This is a genomic window from Roseateles sp. NT4, assembly GCF_051857475.1.
GTDB lineage: Bacteria > Pseudomonadota > Gammaproteobacteria > Burkholderiales > Burkholderiaceae_C > Pelomonas.
Genome location: NZ_JBPZGZ010000001.1, coordinates 123,586 through 141,902 on the forward strand (window position 1 = coordinate 123,586; position 18,317 = coordinate 141,902).

Here is an 18,317-nt window from a genome sequence, read left to right on the forward strand (position 1 = left end):
GAGACCTCCGAAAAGTGTCGAGCAACTTTACAAAGCAATTGGGAATACGTGCAGGGTCGCGCCGGCGTGTTGATCAAGCCATTGATTGAATTGAGTTTTTTGAAAATCCAAGATGTCAATCTAGTTTGGCGTGAAACGTGCTTGTAGACACAGTTGCATCCTGAGGCCGGTCGGCGAGCAGGAGCGGTTCGCCAATCACAGGGAGGCTTCATGATGATCAAGAGCGCTTTGAAGTACGTTGCGACCACGGTTTTGGGTCTGTGCCTGGGTGTTTCTGCGCACGCTGCGGTGGTGACGTTCACCGGTGGCACGATGACGAACAACAGCAGCGGCACGGGCATCACGAACAACTCCGTGGTGTACCAGGACGTCTCGAAGTACGAGGAAGCGGGCTTTCGCGTCCAGTTCTTCTTTTCCGGCGCCAACCCCTTCTCCAGCATCATTGGCGACTACTACGGCGTCGGCAACGACGTCATCCACGGCCACTGGGCGACCGGCGACTACGGCACGCTGACGCAGATCAAGATCACGAAGATCGACGGCAGCTCCTTCGACATGAACTACTTCGTGCTGACGTCGAACACCGAGACCGGTGGCGGCGCGGCATCGGGCAACGAGAAGGCCTACATCCATGCGTCCGGCGACGGCACGAGCGACGACTACTCGCAGCTGCTGCCGGCGGAGAACTGGGGCTTCCCTGCCACGCAGGTGTTCCTGGGCTCGCAATTCGACAGCGTCAAGGCCGTCTGGTTCGACGTGGCCAACGCGGTCGACTGCTTCGGCATGGACAACTTCTTCATCGACCAGGCGGCACCCGGCACGGTGCCTGAGCCGGGCAGCCTCGCGCTGGCTGCCTTCGCGCTGTTCGGCATGACCGCGGCGGCTCGCCGTCGCAACCGCTGATCGCCGGGAACACACCCAAAAGCAAACCCCGCCTCGGCGGGGTTTTTCGTTTCTGGCGCAATGAGGCCAGGTGATGCTCAAGCCTTCTTCTTGGTCAACTGATCCTTCAAAGGCAGCTCACGTATCCGCTTGCCCGTCGCCGAGAAGATCGCGTTCATCAGCGCCGGGGCGATGGGCCCCAGCGCCGGCTCGCCGACGCCGCCCAGCGGCTGGTCGTAGCCGCTGGACGGCATGATGTGCACGGCGATCTTCTTGGGCGCGATGTTGAGCCGAGCGATCTCGTAGTCGTGGTAGTTGCTCTGCTCCACACGGCCATTCTTGAAGGTGATCTCGCTGTACAGCGCATGGCCCAGGCCCATGATGCAGGCGCCCTCCACCTGGGAGCGGATGCGATCGGGGTTGATGGCCGGGCCGCAGTCCACCGCCACGTCGATGCGCGGGATGCTCAGCTCGCCCTTGGCCGACACCTTCACCTCCACCACGATGGCCATGTAGGTGACGAAGCTGTAGTTGGCCGCCAGGCCCAGGCCTTGGCCCTTGGGCAGCTTGCGGCCCCAGCCGGCCTCCTTGGTCACGCGCTCCACGCAGCCGCGCAGGCGGCCGATGTCGACGGGGTAGAGCGCCGGTGACTCACCGTGGTTCCAGTCGTCGCCCATCTGCGGCGGCGGTATCTGGCGCGGCGGGCCCAGCAGCTCCAGCAGCAGCTCGCGGTGGTCGCGTTTGGCGGCATGGGCCAGTTCTGCCACGAAGCTCTGCGCCGCGAACTGGTGCTGGATGTTGTTGACGCTGCGCAGCCAGCCGATGCGTGTGTGCGCCTCGGCGGCCGGGTTCTCGATGCGCAGATCCGGGATGTCGTAGGGCAGGTTGATCAGCCCCAGGCCCAGCTCGAAGGGGGCGAGCTGCTTGGGGTCGGGCGCGAAGATGGACAGGATGGTGGGCTCGGCCGCCCGCTGCAGCCAGGCCGTGACCTTGCCCTTGGCGTCCAGGCCGGCTTCCAGGTGCTGGGCGGTGACGGTGTGGAAGTAGTCGTGATGCAGGTCGTCCTCGCGCGTCCAGGTCAGCTTGACCGGCGCACCCATCTCCTTGGCGGCGAGGGCCGCCTCCACGGCGAAGTCGGGCTTGCTCTTGCGGCCGAAGCCACCACCCAGCAGCGTCACGTTGACTGTGACCTTGTCCATGCCCAGCCCCAGCCGCTTGGCAACGCGCTCGCGCGCGGCCTGCGGGGACTGGGTGGACGTCCAGACCTCGCAGCGCCCGTCCACGATGCGGGCGGTGGCGGCCGGCGGCTCCATGGTGGCATGGGCCAGGTGGGGCACGTAATAGTTCGCCGTCACGCGCTTGGCGGCCTTGGCCAGCGCACCTTCGGCATCGCCCTGGTTGCGCACCACCTTGCCGCCGGGCTTGGCGACCGCGGCCTCCAGTTCCTTGCGGAAAGCCACCGAGTCGTAGCTGCCGTGCGGTCCGTCATCCCAGGTGATCTTCAGCGCCTCGCGGCCTTTGATGGCGGCCCAGGTGTCCTTGGCGACCACCACCACGCCGCCCAGCGGCTGGAATTCCGAGGGCGCCGGCGTGGGGTCGATCTGGAACACCTTGACGACGCCCGGCACCTTCATCGCTTCCGCGGCGTCCACAGCCTTGACCTTGCCGCCCAGCACCGCGGGCCGCGCCACGACGGCGTAGAGCATCCCCGGCAGGCGCGTGTCGATGCCGTACTGCGACTTGCCGGTGACGATGACCTCGGCGTCCACCAGCAGGCTGTCCTGCTTGCCGATGTATTTGAAATCCTTGGGGTCCTTGAGCCTGAGCTTGTCGCGGGTGGGCACGTCCAGTCTGGCGGCGGCCTCGGCCAGTGCGCCATAGCCCATGCTCTTGCCGCTGGGCTTGTGCGTGACCGCGTGGTTGGCCGCCTGCACCTCGGCCACCGGCACACCCCAGGCCTGGGCCGCGGCCAGCTCCAGCATGGCGCGCGCGGCCGCGCCGCAGCGGCGCATGGGCATGAACCAGTGCCGCATGCTGCGCGAGCCGTCGGTGTCCTGGTTGCCGAACTTCTCTTCATCGCCGGGGGCCTGCACGACCTTGACGCGCTTGAAGTCGGCCTCCAGTTCGTCGGCCAGCACCTTGGGCAGGCTGGTGCGCACGCCCTGGCCCATCTCCGAACGGTTGACGACGATGCTGACCGTGCCGTCGGTCGCAATCGTCACGAAGGTGAGCGGGCTGTCCTGGATGCCATGGGGCATGCCGTCGCCGCCGTATTTCTTGGGCTCGTCGGCGCCCAGCGCAAAGCCGGGCAGGCCGATGCTGAGCACCAGGCCCGTGAAGCCCAGCAGGCTGCGCCGCGTGAGATGACCATGGGGGACAAAGGCGTTCATGCGGCACCGCCTTCCAGGCCGGCGGCCGTCTTGATGGCGCTGCGGATGCGCGTGTAGGTGCCACAGCGGCACAGGTTGCCGCTCATGGCGGCGTCAATGTCGGCGTCGGTGGGCTTGGGCTTGTGTTCCAGCAGGGCCGTCGCGCTCATGATCTGACCCGCCTGGCAGTAGCCGCACTGCGGCACGCCGAGCTTGACCCAGGCGTGCTGCACGGCCTGGCCGGTCTTGGAGGCGCCCACGCCCTCGATGGTGATGATCTTCTTGCCCGTGGCGGCCGAGAGCGGCGTCTGGCAGGCGCGCACCGGCTGGCCGTCCAGATGCACGGTGCAGGCGCCGCACAGCGCCAGGCCGCAGCCGAACTTGGTGCCGGTCATGCCGAGGTGGTCTCGCAGCACCCACAGCAGCGGCGTGTCCTCGCCCGCCTCCACCGTCATCGACTGTCCGTTGATCTGCAATGTCGTCATCGAAGTCTCCATGCGTTGTCGAACATGCGCGGGAGGCGGTTGCAGCCTCGGGGCGGGCTGATTATTCGGGGAAGCGGGCCGGTGTGCACGCGACGCGGAAAAACCCTGCCGGGCCAGGGCCGGGCAGGGTTCGATGTCGTGTTGAAGCTCAGAAGCGATAGCGGACGCCGGCGCTGAACAGGTTGGCGCGCACCTTCTCCGACACCTGGCCGAAGTGGTCGAAATCGGCCGTCAGCGCCAGCGCGTTCGTCAGCTGGTATTCGGCACCGATGCCCCACATGAAGGAGCGCTTGGAGCCCGTCATGTCGCTGGACGCCGGCAGCAGGTTGGCGCCGCTGGCCTTGCCGAAGGAAACGCCGGCCTTGCCGGTCAGCGCGAAGGCGTCGGACAGGGGCAGGCGGCTGGTGGCCGCCACATAGAGGCTGCGGGCCTTCACGGTCTGCGAGACGGCGTTGTTGCCGACGGTCAGCGTCTCCACGGCGTTGCCCAGGCGCACATAGCCGCCTTCGACGCCCACCAGGTTGCTGAAGCGGTAGCCACCGTAGACCTTGCTGGCCTGGGCGGATTCATCGCTGCCGGTCTTGGGCAGGCCGAGGTTCTTGGCCGAGAAGGAAGTGCGGCCGAGGGCGGCGCCGATGTAGGGGCCGGATTCCTGCGTGTTGTCGATGTTGCCGGCCCAGGCCGACGAGACGGCGAGCATGCACAGCAGGGGAGTGGCGGTGAAGGGGATGCGGTTCATGGAGGATTTCCTTGGAGTTGTCGAAGCGGGTGGAGGTGTGGGCCGGGCATCGGTGCTTCGCATCCGGTGCCGGCGGCCGAGCTGTGTTTCGGCGCTGATGCAGTGTCGAAATCGCAGATGAACCGAAGCCAAAGCCTTTCTGAAGGCTTGATGAACGGGCACCATCCGCTCTTGCGTTCAGGCTTTCTTCATGTAGCGCCGCTCCAATTCCTGGCATGAACATCCTGTTGGTGGAAGACGATCTCGAACTGGGCAACGGCGTGCGCATCGCGTTGGAAGACCAGGGCCTGGCGCTGCTGTGGGTGCGACGCCTGGGCGACGCGCTGCAGGCCCTGGACAGCCGGCCCTTCGACCTGGTGCTGCTGGACCTGGGCCTGCCCGACGGCGATGGCCTGACGCTGCTGGCGCGGCTGCGCCGCGAGGGCGAGACGACGCCCGTCCTCATCCTGACGGCGCGCGATGCGCTGGCCGACCGGCTGGCGGGCCTGGACCGTGGTGCGGACGACTACCTCGTCAAGCCTTTCGCACTGGCCGAGCTGGTGTCGCGCGTGCGAGCCCTGGCCCGCCGCAGCTACGGCATGGCCGGTGAGACGCTGGAGGTGCGCAAGCTGGTGCTGCACACGGCGACGATGCGCGTCACCGTCGACGGCAAGCTCGCCGAGCTGTCGCGCAGCGAGTTCGACCTGCTGAGCCTGTTGATGAAGCGCGCCGACCGCGTGCTGACGCGCCGCATGCTGGAGGAGCAGGTGCTGCCCGGTGGCGCCAGCAACGAGAGCAATGTGCTGGACGTGCACATCTCCAACCTGCGTCGCAAGATCGGGCCGGGCTATATCCGCACGGTGCGGGGTGTCGGCTACGTCATCGACCGCGTCGACGCCACCGGGGACGTGAGCTGATGCGCGCCCGACTGCGCAAGCTGCTGCCGTCCTCGCTGACCGGGCGCCTGGTGCTGGCCCAGATGGTGGTCGTGCTGCTGCTGTGGGGGGCAGCCTGCGGCTATCTCGTCCATGACACGGCGCGCTATGACGAGATCCTCGAGCCCAAGCTGGCCAGCCCGCGCGCCGACATGATCCTCGCCGTCGTCGACGCGCTGGCCGACCAGCCCGACAAGCAGGCGGCCCTGCTCAAGCGCATCGACGTCTTCCAGCGCCGCGAGAACAACGAGGAGGACGATCCGGCCCTGCGCCAGACCATGGTCGTCTGGCAGGGCGAGCGCCTGCTCTATGCCTCACCGGGAGAGCCTGGCGCGCTGCGCACCCACAAGCTCCGCCAGCTGGAGAAGCTGGAAGTCGACGGCACGCCCTGGCGCACCTACAGCCAGGCCTCGGAGGTGTCCGACGCACGCGTCACGCTGATCCGTTCCGGCCATGCCGTGAACATCCTGTTCGCGCTGGGCGCACGCGGCATCCTCATCCTGCCGCTGCTGATCAGCCTGCCTTTCCTGGTGCTGCCGGCCTGGTTGTCGGTGCGGGTGGCCTTGCGGCCCTGGCGGCGCTTCTCCGAGGAGGTGGCGGCGCGCGGGCCTGACGATCTGACGCCCTTGAAATTCGGCAGCCAATACAGCGAGCTGCGACCCTTGTCCAAGGCGGTCAACCAGCTGCTGGCTCGCGTCGCCACCAGCATGGAGCGCGAACGCAGCTTCATCGCCGACGCCGCCCACGAGATGCGCACGCCGCTGGCGGCCATGCGCATCAATGTCGAGGCCCTGCGCGGCCACCGCAACGACCCGCGCGACCAGGAGCTGCTGGATGGCTTGGTGCGCAGCAACGAGCGCACCAGCCGTCTGGTGGCCCAACTGCTGGGCCTGATGCGCAGCGACGCCGCCCGGCCGCAGGGCGCCCGTGCGCGTCTGAGCCTGGCCGAACTGGTGCAGGACCGGCTGGCGGCCCTCAGCGGCCTGGCGCGTCAGGGCCGCATCGAGCTGGAGCTGCGCGCCCACACCGAGGGCCTGGTCGATGGCGAGCGCGAGGGGCTGACCTCCCTGGTCGACAACCTGGTCGAGAACGCCATCAAGTATTCGCCCGCCGGTTCCCGCGTGGAGCTGGGCCTGATCGAGCAGGGTGCGGAGGTGCTGATGTGGGTTGAGGACGCCGGGCCCGGCATTCCCGAGGACTTGCACGAGCGGGTTTTCGACCGCTTCTTCCGCGTGCCGGATCAGCAGCAGGCCGGCAGCGGCCTGGGCCTGGCCATCGTCAAGGCGGTGGCCGACCGGCATGGCGTGGCGCTGCGCCTGGCGCGCGGCGCCGATGGCCAGGGGCTGCGCGTCGAGCTGCGCTTCCCTGGCGCCGCCTGATCAGGCTGGCAGCATCTCCGCAAACTTCAGCGCCCAGCCGTGGGCATCACCCGGCCAGCGGGCGCTGAGGTAGTTGCCGTCGCGCAGCGAGAAGCCGCGGCCCAGGTGGTCGGGGTCGTCGCGCAGCAAGGCCGGCGGGCCGACGTCGAAGTCCTGCGGCCGGGCCAGCAGCGACTCCACCTCGGTCTGCAGCGGCGTGGGGTAGGTGCGGTAGTAGCTGCCCAGCCAAGCCGCCGTCATCAGCCAGGCCGTCATCTCCTGCTGTTTGGTGAGGCCGGTGGTGCGCCGGCCATGCAGCACGGACTTGCCATCCGCGCGTTTCGAGCGGGCCGCCAGCAGCACACCGTGGCAGATGGCGGCGACCGGCTTGTCGGCAGCGAAATGAGCCGCGATGAGGGCCTGCAGGCGGGCTGATTCGAGATAGGCCTTCATGCCCGGGGCGTGGCCGCCGGGCAGCAGCAGGGCGTCGACGGTGCTGGCATCGATGGCGTCGTAACGCAGCGGTTGTCGGAAGGCCTCGCTCTGCACCATGGCCGCGTGCGCCTCGCGGGCGTTGGCGTCGGCGCGCAGCACGCCCTTCCAGACGCCCAGGCCGTTGCCGTCCAACATGCGCGGGTCGGCCTGGGCCGGCCGGCCGTCGGGCGTTGCGAAGCAAAAACTGTGGCCGCGCGCCGTCAGCAGCTTCCAGGGGATGGCGGCTTCGGAGGGGTCGTAGTCCTGGGCGGGCAGGGGAATGAGGATGCGGGCCATGTCGGGCATCTTAGGAGTGCAAGACAGAAAGGCGTCGATGCTGCTAGGCTGCCCCGCGCCCGCCAGCGGTGGCGGAGTGGAGGAGCGGCATGGCGGAGTTGACGGTCAACGGCAAGCGGGTGCAGTTCGAGGCGGAAGCCGAGACACCCCTGCTCTGGGTGCTGCGCGAGCAGCTCAGCCTCACGGGCACCAAATACGGCTGCGGCGTGGCCCAGTGCGGCGCCTGCACGGTGCACATCGACGGCGCGCCGGTGCGCAGCTGCGTGATGCCGGCCTCGGCGCTGACGACGGCGCAGAAGATCACCACCATCGAGGGACTGGCTCCGAATGCCTCGCACCCGCTGCAGAAGGCCTGGGACGCGCTGGACGTGCCGCAGTGCGGCTTCTGCCAGAGCGGCATGCTGATGGCTGCGGCGGCGCTGCTGAAGGCCAAGCCCAAGCCCACCGATGCCGACATCGACGCGGCCATGACCAATATCTGCCGCTGTGGCACCTACAACCGGGTGCGGGCCGCCATCCACCTGGCCGCCGGTCAGGTGCAGCGCAAGCAGATCCCCATCGTCATCGAGGGAGGCCAGGCATGAGCGCCGTGCTCTCGCGCAGGTCTTTCCTGCACACGACATCGGCGGCTGCCGGCGGCCTGATGGTGGGCTTCCATGTGCCGGGGCTTGCCCAACAGGGCGAAGCCACGCCCGAGCTGAACGCCTGGGTGCAGATCCTGCCGGACGAAAGCGTCGTCATCCGTATCGCGCGCTCCGAGATGGGGCAGGGCACGCTGACCGGCCTGGCTCAGCTCGTCGCCGAGGAGCTGGAATGCGGCTGGAGCAAGGTCAAGACCGAGTACCCGACGCCAGGCCAGAACCTGGCGCGCAACCGCGCCTGGGGCAGCATGAGCACGGGCGGCAGCCGTGGCGTGCGCGAGTCTCACGAGTACGTGCGCAAGGGCGGGGCGCTGGCCCGGGCGCTGCTGATCCAGGCCGCCGCCAACCAGTGGAATGTGGCCGTCGTCGAATGCGCCACCAGCGCGGGCTGGGTGACGCACGCCGGCAAGAAGCTCAGCTATGGCTCGCTCGCCGCCGAAGCCGCCAAGCTGGCCGCACCGGCCGACATCCAGCTCAAAGACGCCAAGGACTGGAAGCTCGCGGGCCGCCCGATGAAGCGCCTGGACACCCGAGGCAAGCTGGACGGCTCCCAGGTCTATGGCATGGACCTGAAGCTGCCGGGCATGCTGAACGCGGCCATCAAGGACTGCCCGGTCTTCGGCGGCAAGCTCAAGGGTTTCGACGCAGCCGCCATCGAGGGCCGGCCGGGGGTGAAGAAGATCGTCAAGGTTGGTGACTCCGCCGTGGCCGTGGTGGCCGACACCTGGTGGCGAGCCAAGACCGCCCTGGAGGCCCTGCCCATCGTCTGGGACGAGGGCGCCAACATCTCGCAGAACAGCGCCGACACGGCGGCCATCTTGAAGGCCGGCCTGGACGCTTCCGAAGCGGCCGTCGGCAGCAGCCAGGGCGATGCCAAGGCGGCGCTGACGGGTGCCGCGAAGAAGGTGGAGGCCATCTACAGCGTGCCGCACCAGAACCACGCCACCATGGAGGTGATGAACGCGACGGCCAAGTGGACACCCGAGCGCTGCGAGGTCTGGACGCCGACGCAGAACGGCGAAGCCGCATTGGCGGCCGCGTCAGAAGCCTCGGGCCTGCCGCCGTCGGCCTGCGAGGTCTACAAGCTGCACCTGGGTGGCGGCTTCGGCCGGCGCGGCGCCGTGCACGACTGGGTGCGCCAGGCCGTGGCCATCGCCAAGGAACTGCCTGGCACGCCGGTCAAGCTGATCTGGAGCCGCGAGGAGGACATGACGCATGGCCGCTACCACCCCGTCACCCAGTGCAAGCTGACTGCCGGGTTGGACGCGGCAGGCAAGCTGACGGCCCTGCACATGCGCATCTCGGGCCAGAGCATCATCGCGGGCATCTTTCCGCAGAACATCAAGGACGGTAAGGACCCCGTCGTCTTCCAGGGGCTGAACCTGGGCGGCGCGGAAGGGGCCATCGGCTATGCCGTACCGCATCTGCTCATCGACCATGCGATGCGCAATCCGACGGTGCCGCCGGGCTTCTGGCGCGGCGTCAACCTGAACCAGAACGCGGTCTACCTGGAGTGCTTCATCGACGAGGTGGCCCATGCTGCCAAGCGTGATCCGCTGGAGCTGCGCCGCGAGCTGCTCGCCAATTCGCCCAAGCATCTGGCAGTGCTGAATGCGGTCGCAGCCAAGGCCGGCTGGGGCAAGCCGCGACCCAAGGGACGCTATCTGGGCCTGGCCCAGATCATGGGCTTTGGCAGCTATGTGGCGGCCTGCGCCGAGGTGTCGGTGAGCAAGAAGGGCGACCTCAAGATCCACCGCATCGTCGCGGCCACCGACCCTGGCCACGCGGTCAACCCGCAGCAGATCGCGGCCCAGGTCGAGGGCAGCTTCGTCTATGGCCTGTCGGCGGCGCTGTTCGGCGAGATCACGGTGAAGGACGGTCGCGTCGAGCAACAGAACTTCGACACCTACCCGGTGCTGAAGATGGAGCACATGCCGGCCGTCGAGACGATCTGCATGCCGTCGGGCGGCTTCTGGGGCGGCGTGGGCGAGCCCACCATCGCTGTGGCCGCGCCGGCGGTGCTGAACGCCGTCTTCGCAGCGACCGGCAAGCGCATCCGCGATCTGCCGCTGGCCAAGCACAAGCTGGTCTGATGCGTGCGCTGCTGGCCCTGCTGATGGTGGCGGCCAGCGCGCAAGCCGGCGACGTCGAACGTGGTCGCGCCCTGGTGGCCGACCGCACGCAGAGCCTTTGCCTGCTCTGCCATGCGCTGAACAGCGCGGGTGATGCCAACCAGGGCAATCTGGCGCCGCCGCTGGATGCGGTCGCAACACGCTTGAACGCCAAAGGCCTGCGCGAGCGCATTGCTGACATGCGCCGCTTCAACCCGAAGACCGTCATGCCGCCTTTCCGCTCGACAGAGGGGCTGCGCGATGTGGCGCCTGCCTGGCAGGGCAGGGCGGCGCTGACCGAGCAGCAACTGGACGACATCGTGGCCTATCTGGGCACCTTGGCCAACCCATGAAGCGACGCGAGTTCGTCATGGGAGCCGCGGCGTGGGCGCTGCTGCCCGAGGCTCAGGCCAGCGACGAAGCCATGCGCACAGCCATTCGTGCCTGGGCCGGTCGCAATCCCGAAGTAGGCTTGCTGAAGATCGAGATTGCCGAACTGGTGGAGAACGGCAACGCGGTGCCGGTGCGTGTCGTGGCGAGTGAGCCGGTGGCGGCCCTGGCCCTGTTCACACCCCAGAACCCCGAGCCCGAAGTCCTGCATGCCAGCTTCGGTGCCGCCGTGGCCCGGCCCGAATTCAGCACGCGCATGCGCCTGGCGCGCAGCCAGCGCATCTTTGCGGTGGCCAAGGCGGCCGACGGGCGCTGCTGGCAGGCGGGTGTGGACGTCATCGTGACGTTGGCCGCCTGCGTGGAACCCTGATGGCGACCCGCGCCGTCATCACGCTGCCGGCCGCCATCAAGGCGGGCGAGGCCTTCGAGGTGCGTGCCACCGTGGCCCACGCGATGGAAACGGGCTACCGCACCGGCGACGACGGCTCGCGGCTGCTGCGCGACCTGGTGCGCCGCTTCGAGTGCCGGCTGGACGGTGAGTTTGTCTTTGCCGCCGACCTGTTTGCGGCGATTTCGGCCAACCCCTATCTCGCCTTCTGGATGCGGGCCGACAAACCGGGCGAGCTGAGCTTTGTCTGGCGCGGCGACAACGGTTTCGAGCATCGCGAGACCCGCGCGCTCCAGTTCGCATGAGGGCGCTCCTGCTTCTCGTCGTCGCTCTGGCGGCGCATGCGGACGAGCGCCGTTCGGGCCGCGAGACCATGAGCCCGGCCCTGCGCACGCTGCAGGCCGATGACACCCAGCATCCCGCCCAGCTCGCGTTGGCCTTGGGTCGTGAGCTGTGGGGGCAGGGGGACAAGTCCTGCGCCAGCTGTCACGGTGAGCCCGAGAAGCTGCGCGGCGCGGCCGCGCGCTACCCCGCCTTCGACCAGGGCCTGCTCGACCTGCCGGGCCGCATCCAGCGCTGTCGCGTCCGCCATCAGCAGCAGGCCGCCTGGGCACCCGAGGCGGAGCCCCTGCTGGCGTTGACGGCCCTCGTTACACAGCAGTCGCGCGGCCTGCCGTTGCAGCCGCCGCGCGGCCCTGAACTGGACCAAGCCGCCAGCCGCGGCCAGCGTCTTTACACGACGCGCATGGGCGCGCTCAACCTCTCCTGCGCCCAATGCCATGACGAGCGCGCCGGTCTGCGCCTGGGTGGCAGCCTGATTCCCCAGGCCCATGTCGACGACTATCCCGTCTATCGCCTGGAATGGCAGTCGCTGGGCAGCCTGCAGCGCCGCCTGCGCGGCTGCCTGAACGGCGTGCGTGCGACGGTCTGGGATTGGGACGGCGCCGAGTTGCTGGCCCTGGAGGTGTATCTGGCGCGCCGCTCGGCCGGCATGGCCATGCAGCCTCCCGGCGTGCGCCCCTAACAAACAGGGTGACTGTTACGCGACCTCCTTCCTAGGATCGGGCCATGGCAGTCACGACAACAAGGCGCGAACCGACACTGGAGCGTCTGCGGCTGCCGGTGGGCGAAGCCCTGGTCTTCATCGACCTGGCCACTGGCGATCTCGTCACGACGGGATTGCGTTGCTGCCTGGTGCAGCGGGGGGGCGGCCGGCTGCTTGGCCGTTCGGTCGTCACGCCTTCGGGCCTGCATGTGTGGCCGGACCTGCCTGAGCGCTGGCGCCGGCCCGAGGAGGCCGTCTGCGCCGACGTGCTGGTGCGCGATGAACTGCAGCGTTTCCAGCCCGTGAGCCTGCCCTGGCCGCTGCCGGCCCGGCCGGTGGGCCAGATCCTGAGTGACCGTGTGCTGGACGGCTTGCGACTGATGCGGGTGGGCCTGCTCAGCGCACCGACGCGAAGGCCGCCGCCGGGCGTGTTCAGTGTCTACGGCCTGCTCACCTGGCAGGGCGACGGCGAACCGGCGGCTTGGGCACGGGTCTGCCTGATCGACGGCGAAGGCCGTGTGCACGAGGGCGCTAGCGACGCGGAGGGGCGGCTGGCCCTGCATCTGGCGCCACCTCGCCAGGGCAGCGTCGGGGCTGCGGCGCTGCGAGTCTTTGCCGATCGGGCCCTCGACGCGGCGTCCATGGGGCTGGGTGCGCCGGACATGCTGGCCTTCGCCGATCAGCGGGCCGTGGTCGCGCTGGCCAACGTCGAAGAAAAGACCGCCTTTGTGCCGGGGGCCATGGCGGCGCATGAACCCCTCATCCTCGCCAGCCAGGGTCTGCCGCCGGCGCATCGCGAGTTGCGGCTGGCGCCGGTCTGACGCTCCTCAACGCTGTTCCAGCTGCCGCCTGCCGAACAGCACCTCGCGGGCCTTGTCGTCGGTCAGCGGTTTGCGTGCGCCGGCCAGCACCTCGACGCCGCGCTGCACGGCCGGGCGCTTGGCAATCTCGTCGAACCAGCCCTTCAGATGCGGGTAGTCGCTCATCTCCACGCCCTGGTTCTTCCAGGAACGCAGCCAGGGGAAGACGGCGATGTCGGCGATGCTGTATTCCCTCCCCCCCAGATAGGTGGCGTGGGCCAGGCGCTTGTTGATGACGCTGTAGAGCCGCTGGGCCTCGCGGGTGTAGCGGTCGATGGCGTAGGGCAGCTTCTCGGGCGCGTAGATGCGGAAGTGATGCGCCTGGCCCAGCATGGGGCCGACACCCCCCATCTGGAACATCAGCCACTGCAGCACTTCGTATTTGCCATGGACGTCGGCGGGCAGCAGCTGGCCCGTCTTGCCGGCCAGATAGAGCAGGATGGCGCCGCTCTCGAACAGCGAGATCGGTTGGCCGCCGGGGCCGTCGGAATCGGTGAGGGCGGGGATCTTGTTGTTGGGGCTGATGGCGAGGAAGTCCGGGGCGAACTGCTCGCCGGCGCCGATGTCCACGGGATGGACCCGGTACGCGAGTCGGCACTCCTCCAGCATGATGTGCACCTTGTGGCCGTTGGGCGTGGGCCATGAATACACTTCAATCATTCGTCGCCTCCATGCGGTGTGCCTAGCAAGCAGCCCCATTCTCAGACTTCCTCACGACTCATGGTGGTAAAGCAAGTCAAGCACTGGCTCGTGACGCGGGCCAACGCAGCGCGTTGGCGTCCGATCATGGACTGGGCCGAGGCACGCGGCGCCGAATTCAGCCAGACGCGTGACGGCCTGGGCTTTTTGATCGAGGCTCCCAAGGCTGTGCCCGGGCCGATGCGCGTCGAATGGGGCGTGTCGCAGCGCAGCTATCTGCCCGGTTCGGAGCTGCGCATGCGCTGCGAGATGGGCCTGCACCACGACCTGCAGATGATGGTGGTGTGCCGCTCGCTGATGGAGAACCTGGAGCGCGCCGTCTTCGAGGCCTATACCGACACGCTCAAGACCCGTGCCGACACCGACACGCCGGAGGAGATGCGCTGGCTGGTGATGTTCCCGAAGTTCAACAATGCCAGCTCGCAGATCCTGCGCCAGCGCTATGGCATCGTCGGCGTCACCAAGGATCTGAGCTCGTCCTGGGTCGAAGGCGAGCTCGGCGAGGCCCTGGTGCAGGCCAGCCAGGACGTGCTGCCCGAAGGCCATCCCTTCGTGCTGATGAGCATGCGCGGCAACCTCTATCTGCGCACCGAGATGAGCGAGGCCGACCTGCCCAAGGTGCAGGCCCTGGTCAAGCTGCTCGAGACCGCCGCGCGCGAGGCGCAGCGGGTCAGCGGCCGCCTCGCCGAAGGCGGCGCCTGGCCGACGACGACGTCGATTGCCTGGACGCCGTCCACCCGTCCCGGCGACATCACCTGACGCTGCGCGATTTGCGGGCCGAGCGCCGGGCCGCTCCCTAGCCGGCCCGCGTTTGGCGATGTGCTTGCCGGTCAATCCGGCAAGCATCGCCGTCCCCTCGGGGGCTGAGACCGGACACATGGCGCCCAGTGGGCGGCATGTGCCTACCGAAGAGCTGCGGCACTGCCGCAGCGCGGTCTGCAAGACCGGTCAGGCCACGCGCGTTCAGCGCCGCGGACTGGACGAGGGGCTCAAGCCTTCTGCGCGAAGCTCCAGGCCAGCTCGGCCAGGGGTTTGGCGCTCTTGGCGGTTTCCCTGGCCTGGGCGCTCGAGGCCGTGCCATCCACGACGCGCTTGGCAATGCCCTGCACGATGGCCGCGATGCGGAACATGTTGTAGGCCATGTAGAAGTTCCAGTCGGCCATGACGGCAGTGGCATCGGCGCGGCCGGTGCGCTCGCAGTAGCGCTGCACATACTCGCGCTCGCTGGGGATGCCCAGGGCCACGAGGTCCTGGCCGCCCAGGCCGCGCGCCGCGCCCGAGGTGGGAATGTGCCAGCTCATGCAGTGGTAGCTGAAGTCGGCCAGCGGGTGGCCCAGCGTCGACAACTCCCAGTCCAGCACGGCGATGACGCGCGCCTCGGTGGGGTGGAAGACGACGTTGTCCATGCGGTAGTCGCCGTGCACGATGCCGACTTCGCCCTCGTCGCGCGCCGAGGCCGGGATGTGGGTCGGCAGCCATTCGAGCAGCGAGTCCATGGCCGGGTTCGGCTCGGTGACCGAGGCCAGGTATTGCTTGCTCCAGCGGCCGATCTGGCGCTCGAAGTAGTTGCCCGGCTTGCCATAGGCCTCCAGGCCGCGGGCCTTGAAGTCGACCTGGTGCAGGGCCGCGATGACGCGGTTCATCTCGTCGTAGTGGGCCGCGCGCTCGGCATTGCTCATGCCGGGCAGGGTCTGGTCCCACAGCACGCGGCCGGGCATGAAGGACATGACGTAGAAGGCCCGGCCGATGACGGCCTCGTCCTCGCACAGGGCATACATGGCCGGCACGGGCACGTCGGTGCCGGCCAGGGCGGCCATGACCTGGAACTCGCGCTCGATGGCATGGGCCGAGGGCAGCAGCTTGGCCACCGGGCCCGGTTTGCTGCGCATCACGTACTGCGCGCCCGGCGTCTTCAGCAGATAGGTCGGGTTGGACTGGCCACCCTTGAACTGCTCGATCTCCAGCGGGCCGGCAAAGCCGTCGACATGGGCAGACAGCCAGGCCTCGAGGGCGGCGTTGTCCAGGGGCTTGGCGAGGGGGCGGGTGCCGGTGAATGCTTCCATGAATGTCGTCGTTCCGTAGGGCGCGAACTTTCCATTCTGAGAGCCACAGGCCGGCGCGCGTGTCCCTACCGTGACGCGGCCGCCAGCAGCTTCTCGCGGCTGAGCACCACCAGACGCGTCGGTTCCACGCGCACGGCGCCTTCGCGCTCAAAGGCCTTCAGCTCCTGGTTGACACGCTGGCGCGAGGCGCCGAGCAGCTGGGCCAGGTCTTCCTGGGCCAGTTGCAGGCCGATGCGGATCTCGTCGCCTTCCTGCACACCGTAGGAGCGCGCCAGCAGCAGCACCTGCTTGGCCAAGCGGGCGGCCAGGGGGCGGGTGTTGAGGTCCTCGATCATGTCGAACATCAGGCGCAGGCGGCGGCAGTTCAGGCGCAGCAGGGCGTCGTAGAGCTCGGAATGGGTCTGCAGCAGGGCGCGGAAGTCGGCCTTGCGCACGCTCAAGAGCGTGGTCTCGCCGTGGGCGTAGGCGTCGTGGGTGCGGGGCAGGCCGTCGAAGAGGGCGATGTCGCCGAACCAGGTGCCGGGCTCGACATAGGTCAGCGAGATCTGCTTGCCGGCCAGCGACACCGAGCTGACGCGCACGGCGCCCTTGGCCACGGCCGTCCACTCCTCGGCGGGCTCGCCACGGTGGGACAGCATGGTCTCGTCGGGCAGGCGGCGCACGAAGGCGCGCTGCAGGATGTCGTTGCGCAGCGGCTCGGAGAGCCTGGAGAACCAGGCGCCCTGGTCGATCTGCTGGCGTTCGGCGGGGGTGAGGGTGAGTGCGTTCATGGCTTGGGAGACATTGTGCCGCCCGCGCATCCCCCGGGAATGGGGTGGTCGGCGGGTGACCCCATGCTAGAGTGGTCCGCGCTGTCTCCACCCCTCATTCAACCTCATCGATAGCCGCCCGCAGTCAATGCCCATCACGGCCCTGCGCCTGACCTTAGCTGGCGCCCTCACTCCCGCTTTGGCACTGCTGCTTGGCCTGGCGCCGGACGCCCAGGCCCTGGGTGTGGGCCGACCGCAAATCTATTCCACCCTGGGCAAGCCGCTGGATGCCAGCATCCCGGTGACGCTGGCCGACGGTGAACAGCTCACGGATGCCTGCGTGCGGGCCGAGGTCTCGGCCGGTGATGTGCGCGTTCCTGCCGGGCTGTTGCAGTTGCACGTCGAGGGTGAACCCGGCCAGCAGCGCATCCGCCTGCAAAGCCTGGCGCGCATCGACGAGCCCGCCGTGCGCATCACGCTGGCCCTGGGCTGCCCCGTGAGGCTGACACGCGAGGTCAACCTTTTCATCGACCCGCCAGGGGGCGTCGCCGCGTTGCCGGTTCCCGCCCCCGCGCCTGTCGCGCCAGCCGTCGCCGCGCCGGCGCCGCGCCCGGTGGCCGAGGCGTCGCCTGCCCCCGCGCCGCGGCCCGTGGCCCGGCAGCGCCCCCGTGCCAAGCCGCGCGCCAGCGGTCCGCGCCTGGTGCTGGAGAGGCCCGAAGTGCTGGTGGCCGAGGCGCCCCGGCCTGCCAAGCCCGCCGCCAGCGCGGTCGAGACGGAGATGTCGCCCGAGCTGGAGGCCCAGATCACCCAGCTCGAGCAGACCGTGGCCCAGTTGCGGGTAGAGCTGGAGGCGAAGCTGCAGGCCGAAGCCGCGGCGGCTTCGGCGGCGGCGGCGGACGCCATACCGCGCGCTTCCGCGCCGGTCGTGGCGCCACCGGCCGTGATCCAAACGGCCCATGCCTCGCCCTATCGCGATCCCATGACTTGGCTGTTCACGCTGGCCCTGAGCCTGCTGGCCGGCGCGGTGGCCTTCTATGGCAGCCGCTGGCGCGACGAGCGCGCCCGCCGCGAGCTGGCCTATTGGCGGGCCCTGCATGCGGCCGAAGGGGCGGGCCTGCCGCCGGTGGCGCCACCCGTGTCGCCCGGCATGGCGCCTCCCGTCGTTGGCCTGGCTGCCTCGCTGCCCGACGAAGGCCAGCACCAGGCGACCCGGCCCCAGCCCCGGCCCATGCCCTGGCCGCCGGCGCCCCTGGCGGCACCGCCCGTGATCGCGCCGCCCATGGACATGCAGGCGACCCAGCCGATGGCGCCCCCGCTGGCGGCGCCGTCGCTGTCCAACGAGGTGACGGTGGCGGACGAGTTGCTGGACCTGCAGCAACAGGTCGACTTCCTGCAGCTGCTGGGCCAGCACGAAGCAGCGGCCGACCTGTTGGCGACTCGGCTGTCGCGTGGCAATGCCGGCGCCATGCCCTATCTGATGCTGATGGAACTCTGCCAGCAGCGCGGCGAGCCCGAGGTGTTTGCCGAACTGGTCAAGCAGTTCGAGCAGCGCTTTCGCGTGGCGGCGCCGCAGTGGACGCAGAGCCTGGCGCGCGGCCGCAGCCTGGACGCCAACCCCAGCGTCATCGCTCACCTGCAGGTGGTCTGGTCCGATCCGGGCACGGCCATGCAGATGCTGCAGGACCTGCTGGCCCGCGGCAGCGGCCCGGGGGCACCGAGCTTCGAGCTGCCGGCCTACCGCGACCTGCTGACCCTGTACAGCGTGTCGCGCGACCTCTTCGAGGCGGGGCTGCGCGGCGAGGAGGTGGACCTGATGCTGCCGATCGACTCAAGCTTCGGCCGGGCCTGAAGAA

General features: G+C 68.9%; 19 protein-coding genes. 12 read left to right on the top strand and 7 right to left on the bottom strand.

The features are described 5' to 3' along the window. The first annotated feature begins 213 nt into the window (after positions 1-213). Entirely contained in the window at positions 214-903 is a 690-nt protein-coding gene (locus ACS5PN_RS00610; RefSeq protein WP_439462006.1) for a PEP-CTERM sorting domain-containing protein, read from the top strand. 77 nt (positions 904-980) lie between these two features. Here ACS5PN_RS00610 and ACS5PN_RS00615 read toward each other — a convergent pair whose 3' ends face one another. From ACS5PN_RS00615 to ACS5PN_RS00625, 3 genes are all read right to left on the bottom strand, one after another. Beyond that, positions 981-3,272 (bottom strand): molybdopterin cofactor-binding domain-containing protein, encoded by a 2,292-nt coding sequence (locus ACS5PN_RS00615; protein ID WP_439462007.1) that lies wholly within the window; start codon positions 3,270-3,272, stop codon positions 981-983. After that, complete coding sequence (locus ACS5PN_RS00620) at positions 3,269-3,736, bottom strand: (2Fe-2S)-binding protein (RefSeq protein ID WP_439462008.1); 468 nt, start codon at positions 3,734-3,736, stop codon at positions 3,269-3,271. The genes ACS5PN_RS00615 and ACS5PN_RS00620 overlap by 4 nt, the downstream gene beginning before the upstream one ends. 148 nt (positions 3,737-3,884) lie before the next feature. Further along, complete coding sequence (locus ACS5PN_RS00625; protein WP_439462009.1) at positions 3,885-4,475, bottom strand: porin family protein; 591 nt, start codon at positions 4,473-4,475, stop codon at positions 3,885-3,887. A gap of 215 nt (positions 4,476-4,690) precedes the next feature. Here ACS5PN_RS00625 and ACS5PN_RS00630 point away from each other — a divergent pair, with 215 nt between their 5' ends. After that, positions 4,691-5,371 carry a response regulator gene (locus ACS5PN_RS00630; protein ID WP_439462010.1) on the top strand — a complete coding sequence of 227 codons (681 nt, stop codon included), beginning with the start codon at positions 4,691-4,693 and terminating at the stop codon, positions 5,369-5,371. After that, entirely contained in the window at positions 5,371-6,768 is a 1,398-nt protein-coding gene (locus ACS5PN_RS00635) for an ATP-binding protein (protein WP_439462011.1), read from the top strand. Before ACS5PN_RS00630 ends, ACS5PN_RS00635 begins: the two co-directional genes overlap by 1 nt. Here ACS5PN_RS00635 and ACS5PN_RS00640 read toward each other — a convergent pair whose 3' ends face one another. After that, entirely contained in the window at positions 6,769-7,518 is a 750-nt protein-coding gene (locus tag ACS5PN_RS00640; RefSeq protein ID WP_439462012.1) for a type 1 glutamine amidotransferase domain-containing protein, read from the bottom strand. A gap of 89 nt (positions 7,519-7,607) precedes the next feature. Between ACS5PN_RS00640 and ACS5PN_RS00645 the strand changes: the two genes are divergently transcribed. Genes ACS5PN_RS00645 through ACS5PN_RS00675 form a run of 7 tightly spaced genes read left to right on the top strand, consistent with a single transcriptional unit; the run spans position 7,608 to position 12,914 of the window. Further along, positions 7,608-8,102 (top strand): (2Fe-2S)-binding protein, encoded by a 495-nt coding sequence (locus ACS5PN_RS00645; RefSeq protein ID WP_439462013.1) that lies wholly within the window; start codon positions 7,608-7,610, stop codon positions 8,100-8,102. Further along, the gene (locus ACS5PN_RS00650; RefSeq protein WP_439462014.1) at positions 8,099-10,252 is read left to right on the top strand and encodes a molybdopterin cofactor-binding domain-containing protein; all 2,154 of its coding nucleotides are present in this window, start codon (positions 8,099-8,101) and stop codon (positions 10,250-10,252) included. The genes ACS5PN_RS00645 and ACS5PN_RS00650 overlap by 4 nt, the downstream gene beginning before the upstream one ends. Continuing rightward, a complete protein-coding gene (gene soxX / locus ACS5PN_RS00655) occupies positions 10,252-10,623 on the top strand; it encodes a sulfur oxidation c-type cytochrome SoxX (RefSeq protein WP_439462015.1) in 372 nt (123 codons plus the stop codon). Before ACS5PN_RS00650 ends, soxX begins: the two co-directional genes overlap by 1 nt. Beyond that, a complete protein-coding gene (locus ACS5PN_RS00660; protein WP_439462016.1) occupies positions 10,620-11,030 on the top strand; it encodes a thiosulfate oxidation carrier protein SoxY in 411 nt (136 codons plus the stop codon). Before soxX ends, ACS5PN_RS00660 begins: the two co-directional genes overlap by 4 nt. Further along, complete coding sequence (locus ACS5PN_RS00665; RefSeq protein WP_439462017.1) at positions 11,030-11,353, top strand: thiosulfate oxidation carrier complex protein SoxZ; 324 nt, start codon at positions 11,030-11,032, stop codon at positions 11,351-11,353. The genes ACS5PN_RS00660 and ACS5PN_RS00665 overlap by 1 nt, the downstream gene beginning before the upstream one ends. Then, on the top strand, positions 11,350-12,072 hold the full coding sequence (gene soxA, locus ACS5PN_RS00670; RefSeq protein WP_439462018.1) for a sulfur oxidation c-type cytochrome SoxA: 723 nt from the start codon (positions 11,350-11,352) through the stop codon (positions 12,070-12,072). The genes ACS5PN_RS00665 and soxA overlap by 4 nt, the downstream gene beginning before the upstream one ends. 44 nt (positions 12,073-12,116) lie before the next feature. Continuing rightward, entirely contained in the window at positions 12,117-12,914 is a 798-nt protein-coding gene (locus ACS5PN_RS00675) for a hypothetical protein (protein WP_439462019.1), read from the top strand. 6 nt (positions 12,915-12,920) lie between these two features. On the opposite strand, the gene ACS5PN_RS00680 is transcribed toward ACS5PN_RS00675, so the two are convergent. After that, positions 12,921-13,613: a glutathione binding-like protein gene (locus ACS5PN_RS00680; RefSeq protein WP_439462020.1), complete on the bottom strand. Its 693-nt coding sequence runs from the start codon at positions 13,611-13,613 to the stop codon at positions 12,921-12,923. A gap of 126 nt (positions 13,614-13,739) precedes the next feature. Between ACS5PN_RS00680 and ACS5PN_RS00685 the strand changes: the two genes are divergently transcribed. Next, positions 13,740-14,411, top strand: a complete 672-nt coding sequence (locus tag ACS5PN_RS00685) for a hypothetical protein (RefSeq protein ID WP_439462021.1) — start codon at positions 13,740-13,742, stop codon at positions 14,409-14,411. Positions 14,412-14,641: 230 nt separating this feature from the next. Here the strand turns inward: ACS5PN_RS00685 and ACS5PN_RS00690 are convergent, their stop codons facing one another. Beyond that, positions 14,642-15,715, bottom strand: a complete 1,074-nt coding sequence (locus ACS5PN_RS00690) for a phosphotransferase (protein WP_439462022.1) — start codon at positions 15,713-15,715, stop codon at positions 14,642-14,644. A gap of 65 nt (positions 15,716-15,780) precedes the next feature. Next, positions 15,781-16,485: a Crp/Fnr family transcriptional regulator gene (locus ACS5PN_RS00695; RefSeq protein WP_439462023.1), complete on the bottom strand. Its 705-nt coding sequence runs from the start codon at positions 16,483-16,485 to the stop codon at positions 15,781-15,783. 178 nt (positions 16,486-16,663) lie between these two features. Here ACS5PN_RS00695 and ACS5PN_RS00700 point away from each other — a divergent pair, with 178 nt between their 5' ends. Further along, on the top strand, positions 16,664-18,313 hold the full coding sequence (locus tag ACS5PN_RS00700) for a type IV pilus assembly protein FimV (RefSeq protein ID WP_439462024.1): 1,650 nt from the start codon (positions 16,664-16,666) through the stop codon (positions 18,311-18,313). Positions 18,314-18,317: the final 4 nt, after the last annotated feature.

Excerpts from the sequence above, each read along its gene's own strand:
- ACS5PN_RS00610 (WP_439462006.1), top strand. The coding sequence starts at position 214 with ATGATCAAGAGCGCTTTGAAGTACGTTGCGACCACGGTTTTGGGTCTG.
- ACS5PN_RS00615 (WP_439462007.1), bottom strand. The coding sequence starts at position 3,272 with ATGAACGCCTTTGTCCCCCATGGTCATCTCACGCGGCGCAGCCTGCTG.
- ACS5PN_RS00620 (WP_439462008.1), bottom strand. The coding sequence starts at position 3,736 with ATGACGACATTGCAGATCAACGGACAGTCGATGACGGTGGAGGCGGGC.
- ACS5PN_RS00625 (WP_439462009.1), bottom strand. The coding sequence starts at position 4,475 with ATGAACCGCATCCCCTTCACCGCCACTCCCCTGCTGTGCATGCTCGCC.
- ACS5PN_RS00630 (WP_439462010.1), top strand. The coding sequence starts at position 4,691 with ATGAACATCCTGTTGGTGGAAGACGATCTCGAACTGGGCAACGGCGTG.
- ACS5PN_RS00635 (WP_439462011.1), top strand. The coding sequence starts at position 5,371 with ATGCGCGCCCGACTGCGCAAGCTGCTGCCGTCCTCGCTGACCGGGCGC.
- ACS5PN_RS00640 (WP_439462012.1), bottom strand. The coding sequence starts at position 7,518 with ATGGCCCGCATCCTCATTCCCCTGCCCGCCCAGGACTACGACCCCTCC.
- ACS5PN_RS00645 (WP_439462013.1), top strand. The coding sequence starts at position 7,608 with ATGGCGGAGTTGACGGTCAACGGCAAGCGGGTGCAGTTCGAGGCGGAA.
- ACS5PN_RS00650 (WP_439462014.1), top strand. The coding sequence starts at position 8,099 with ATGAGCGCCGTGCTCTCGCGCAGGTCTTTCCTGCACACGACATCGGCG.
- soxX (WP_439462015.1), top strand. The coding sequence starts at position 10,252 with ATGCGTGCGCTGCTGGCCCTGCTGATGGTGGCGGCCAGCGCGCAAGCC.
- ACS5PN_RS00660 (WP_439462016.1), top strand. The coding sequence starts at position 10,620 with ATGAAGCGACGCGAGTTCGTCATGGGAGCCGCGGCGTGGGCGCTGCTG.
- ACS5PN_RS00665 (WP_439462017.1), top strand. The coding sequence starts at position 11,030 with ATGGCGACCCGCGCCGTCATCACGCTGCCGGCCGCCATCAAGGCGGGC.
- soxA (WP_439462018.1), top strand. The coding sequence starts at position 11,350 with ATGAGGGCGCTCCTGCTTCTCGTCGTCGCTCTGGCGGCGCATGCGGAC.
- ACS5PN_RS00675 (WP_439462019.1), top strand. The coding sequence starts at position 12,117 with ATGGCAGTCACGACAACAAGGCGCGAACCGACACTGGAGCGTCTGCGG.
- ACS5PN_RS00680 (WP_439462020.1), bottom strand. The coding sequence starts at position 13,613 with ATGATTGAAGTGTATTCATGGCCCACGCCCAACGGCCACAAGGTGCAC.
- ACS5PN_RS00685 (WP_439462021.1), top strand. The coding sequence starts at position 13,740 with ATGGACTGGGCCGAGGCACGCGGCGCCGAATTCAGCCAGACGCGTGAC.
- ACS5PN_RS00690 (WP_439462022.1), bottom strand. The coding sequence starts at position 15,715 with ATGGAAGCATTCACCGGCACCCGCCCCCTCGCCAAGCCCCTGGACAAC.
- ACS5PN_RS00695 (WP_439462023.1), bottom strand. The coding sequence starts at position 16,485 with ATGAACGCACTCACCCTCACCCCCGCCGAACGCCAGCAGATCGACCAG.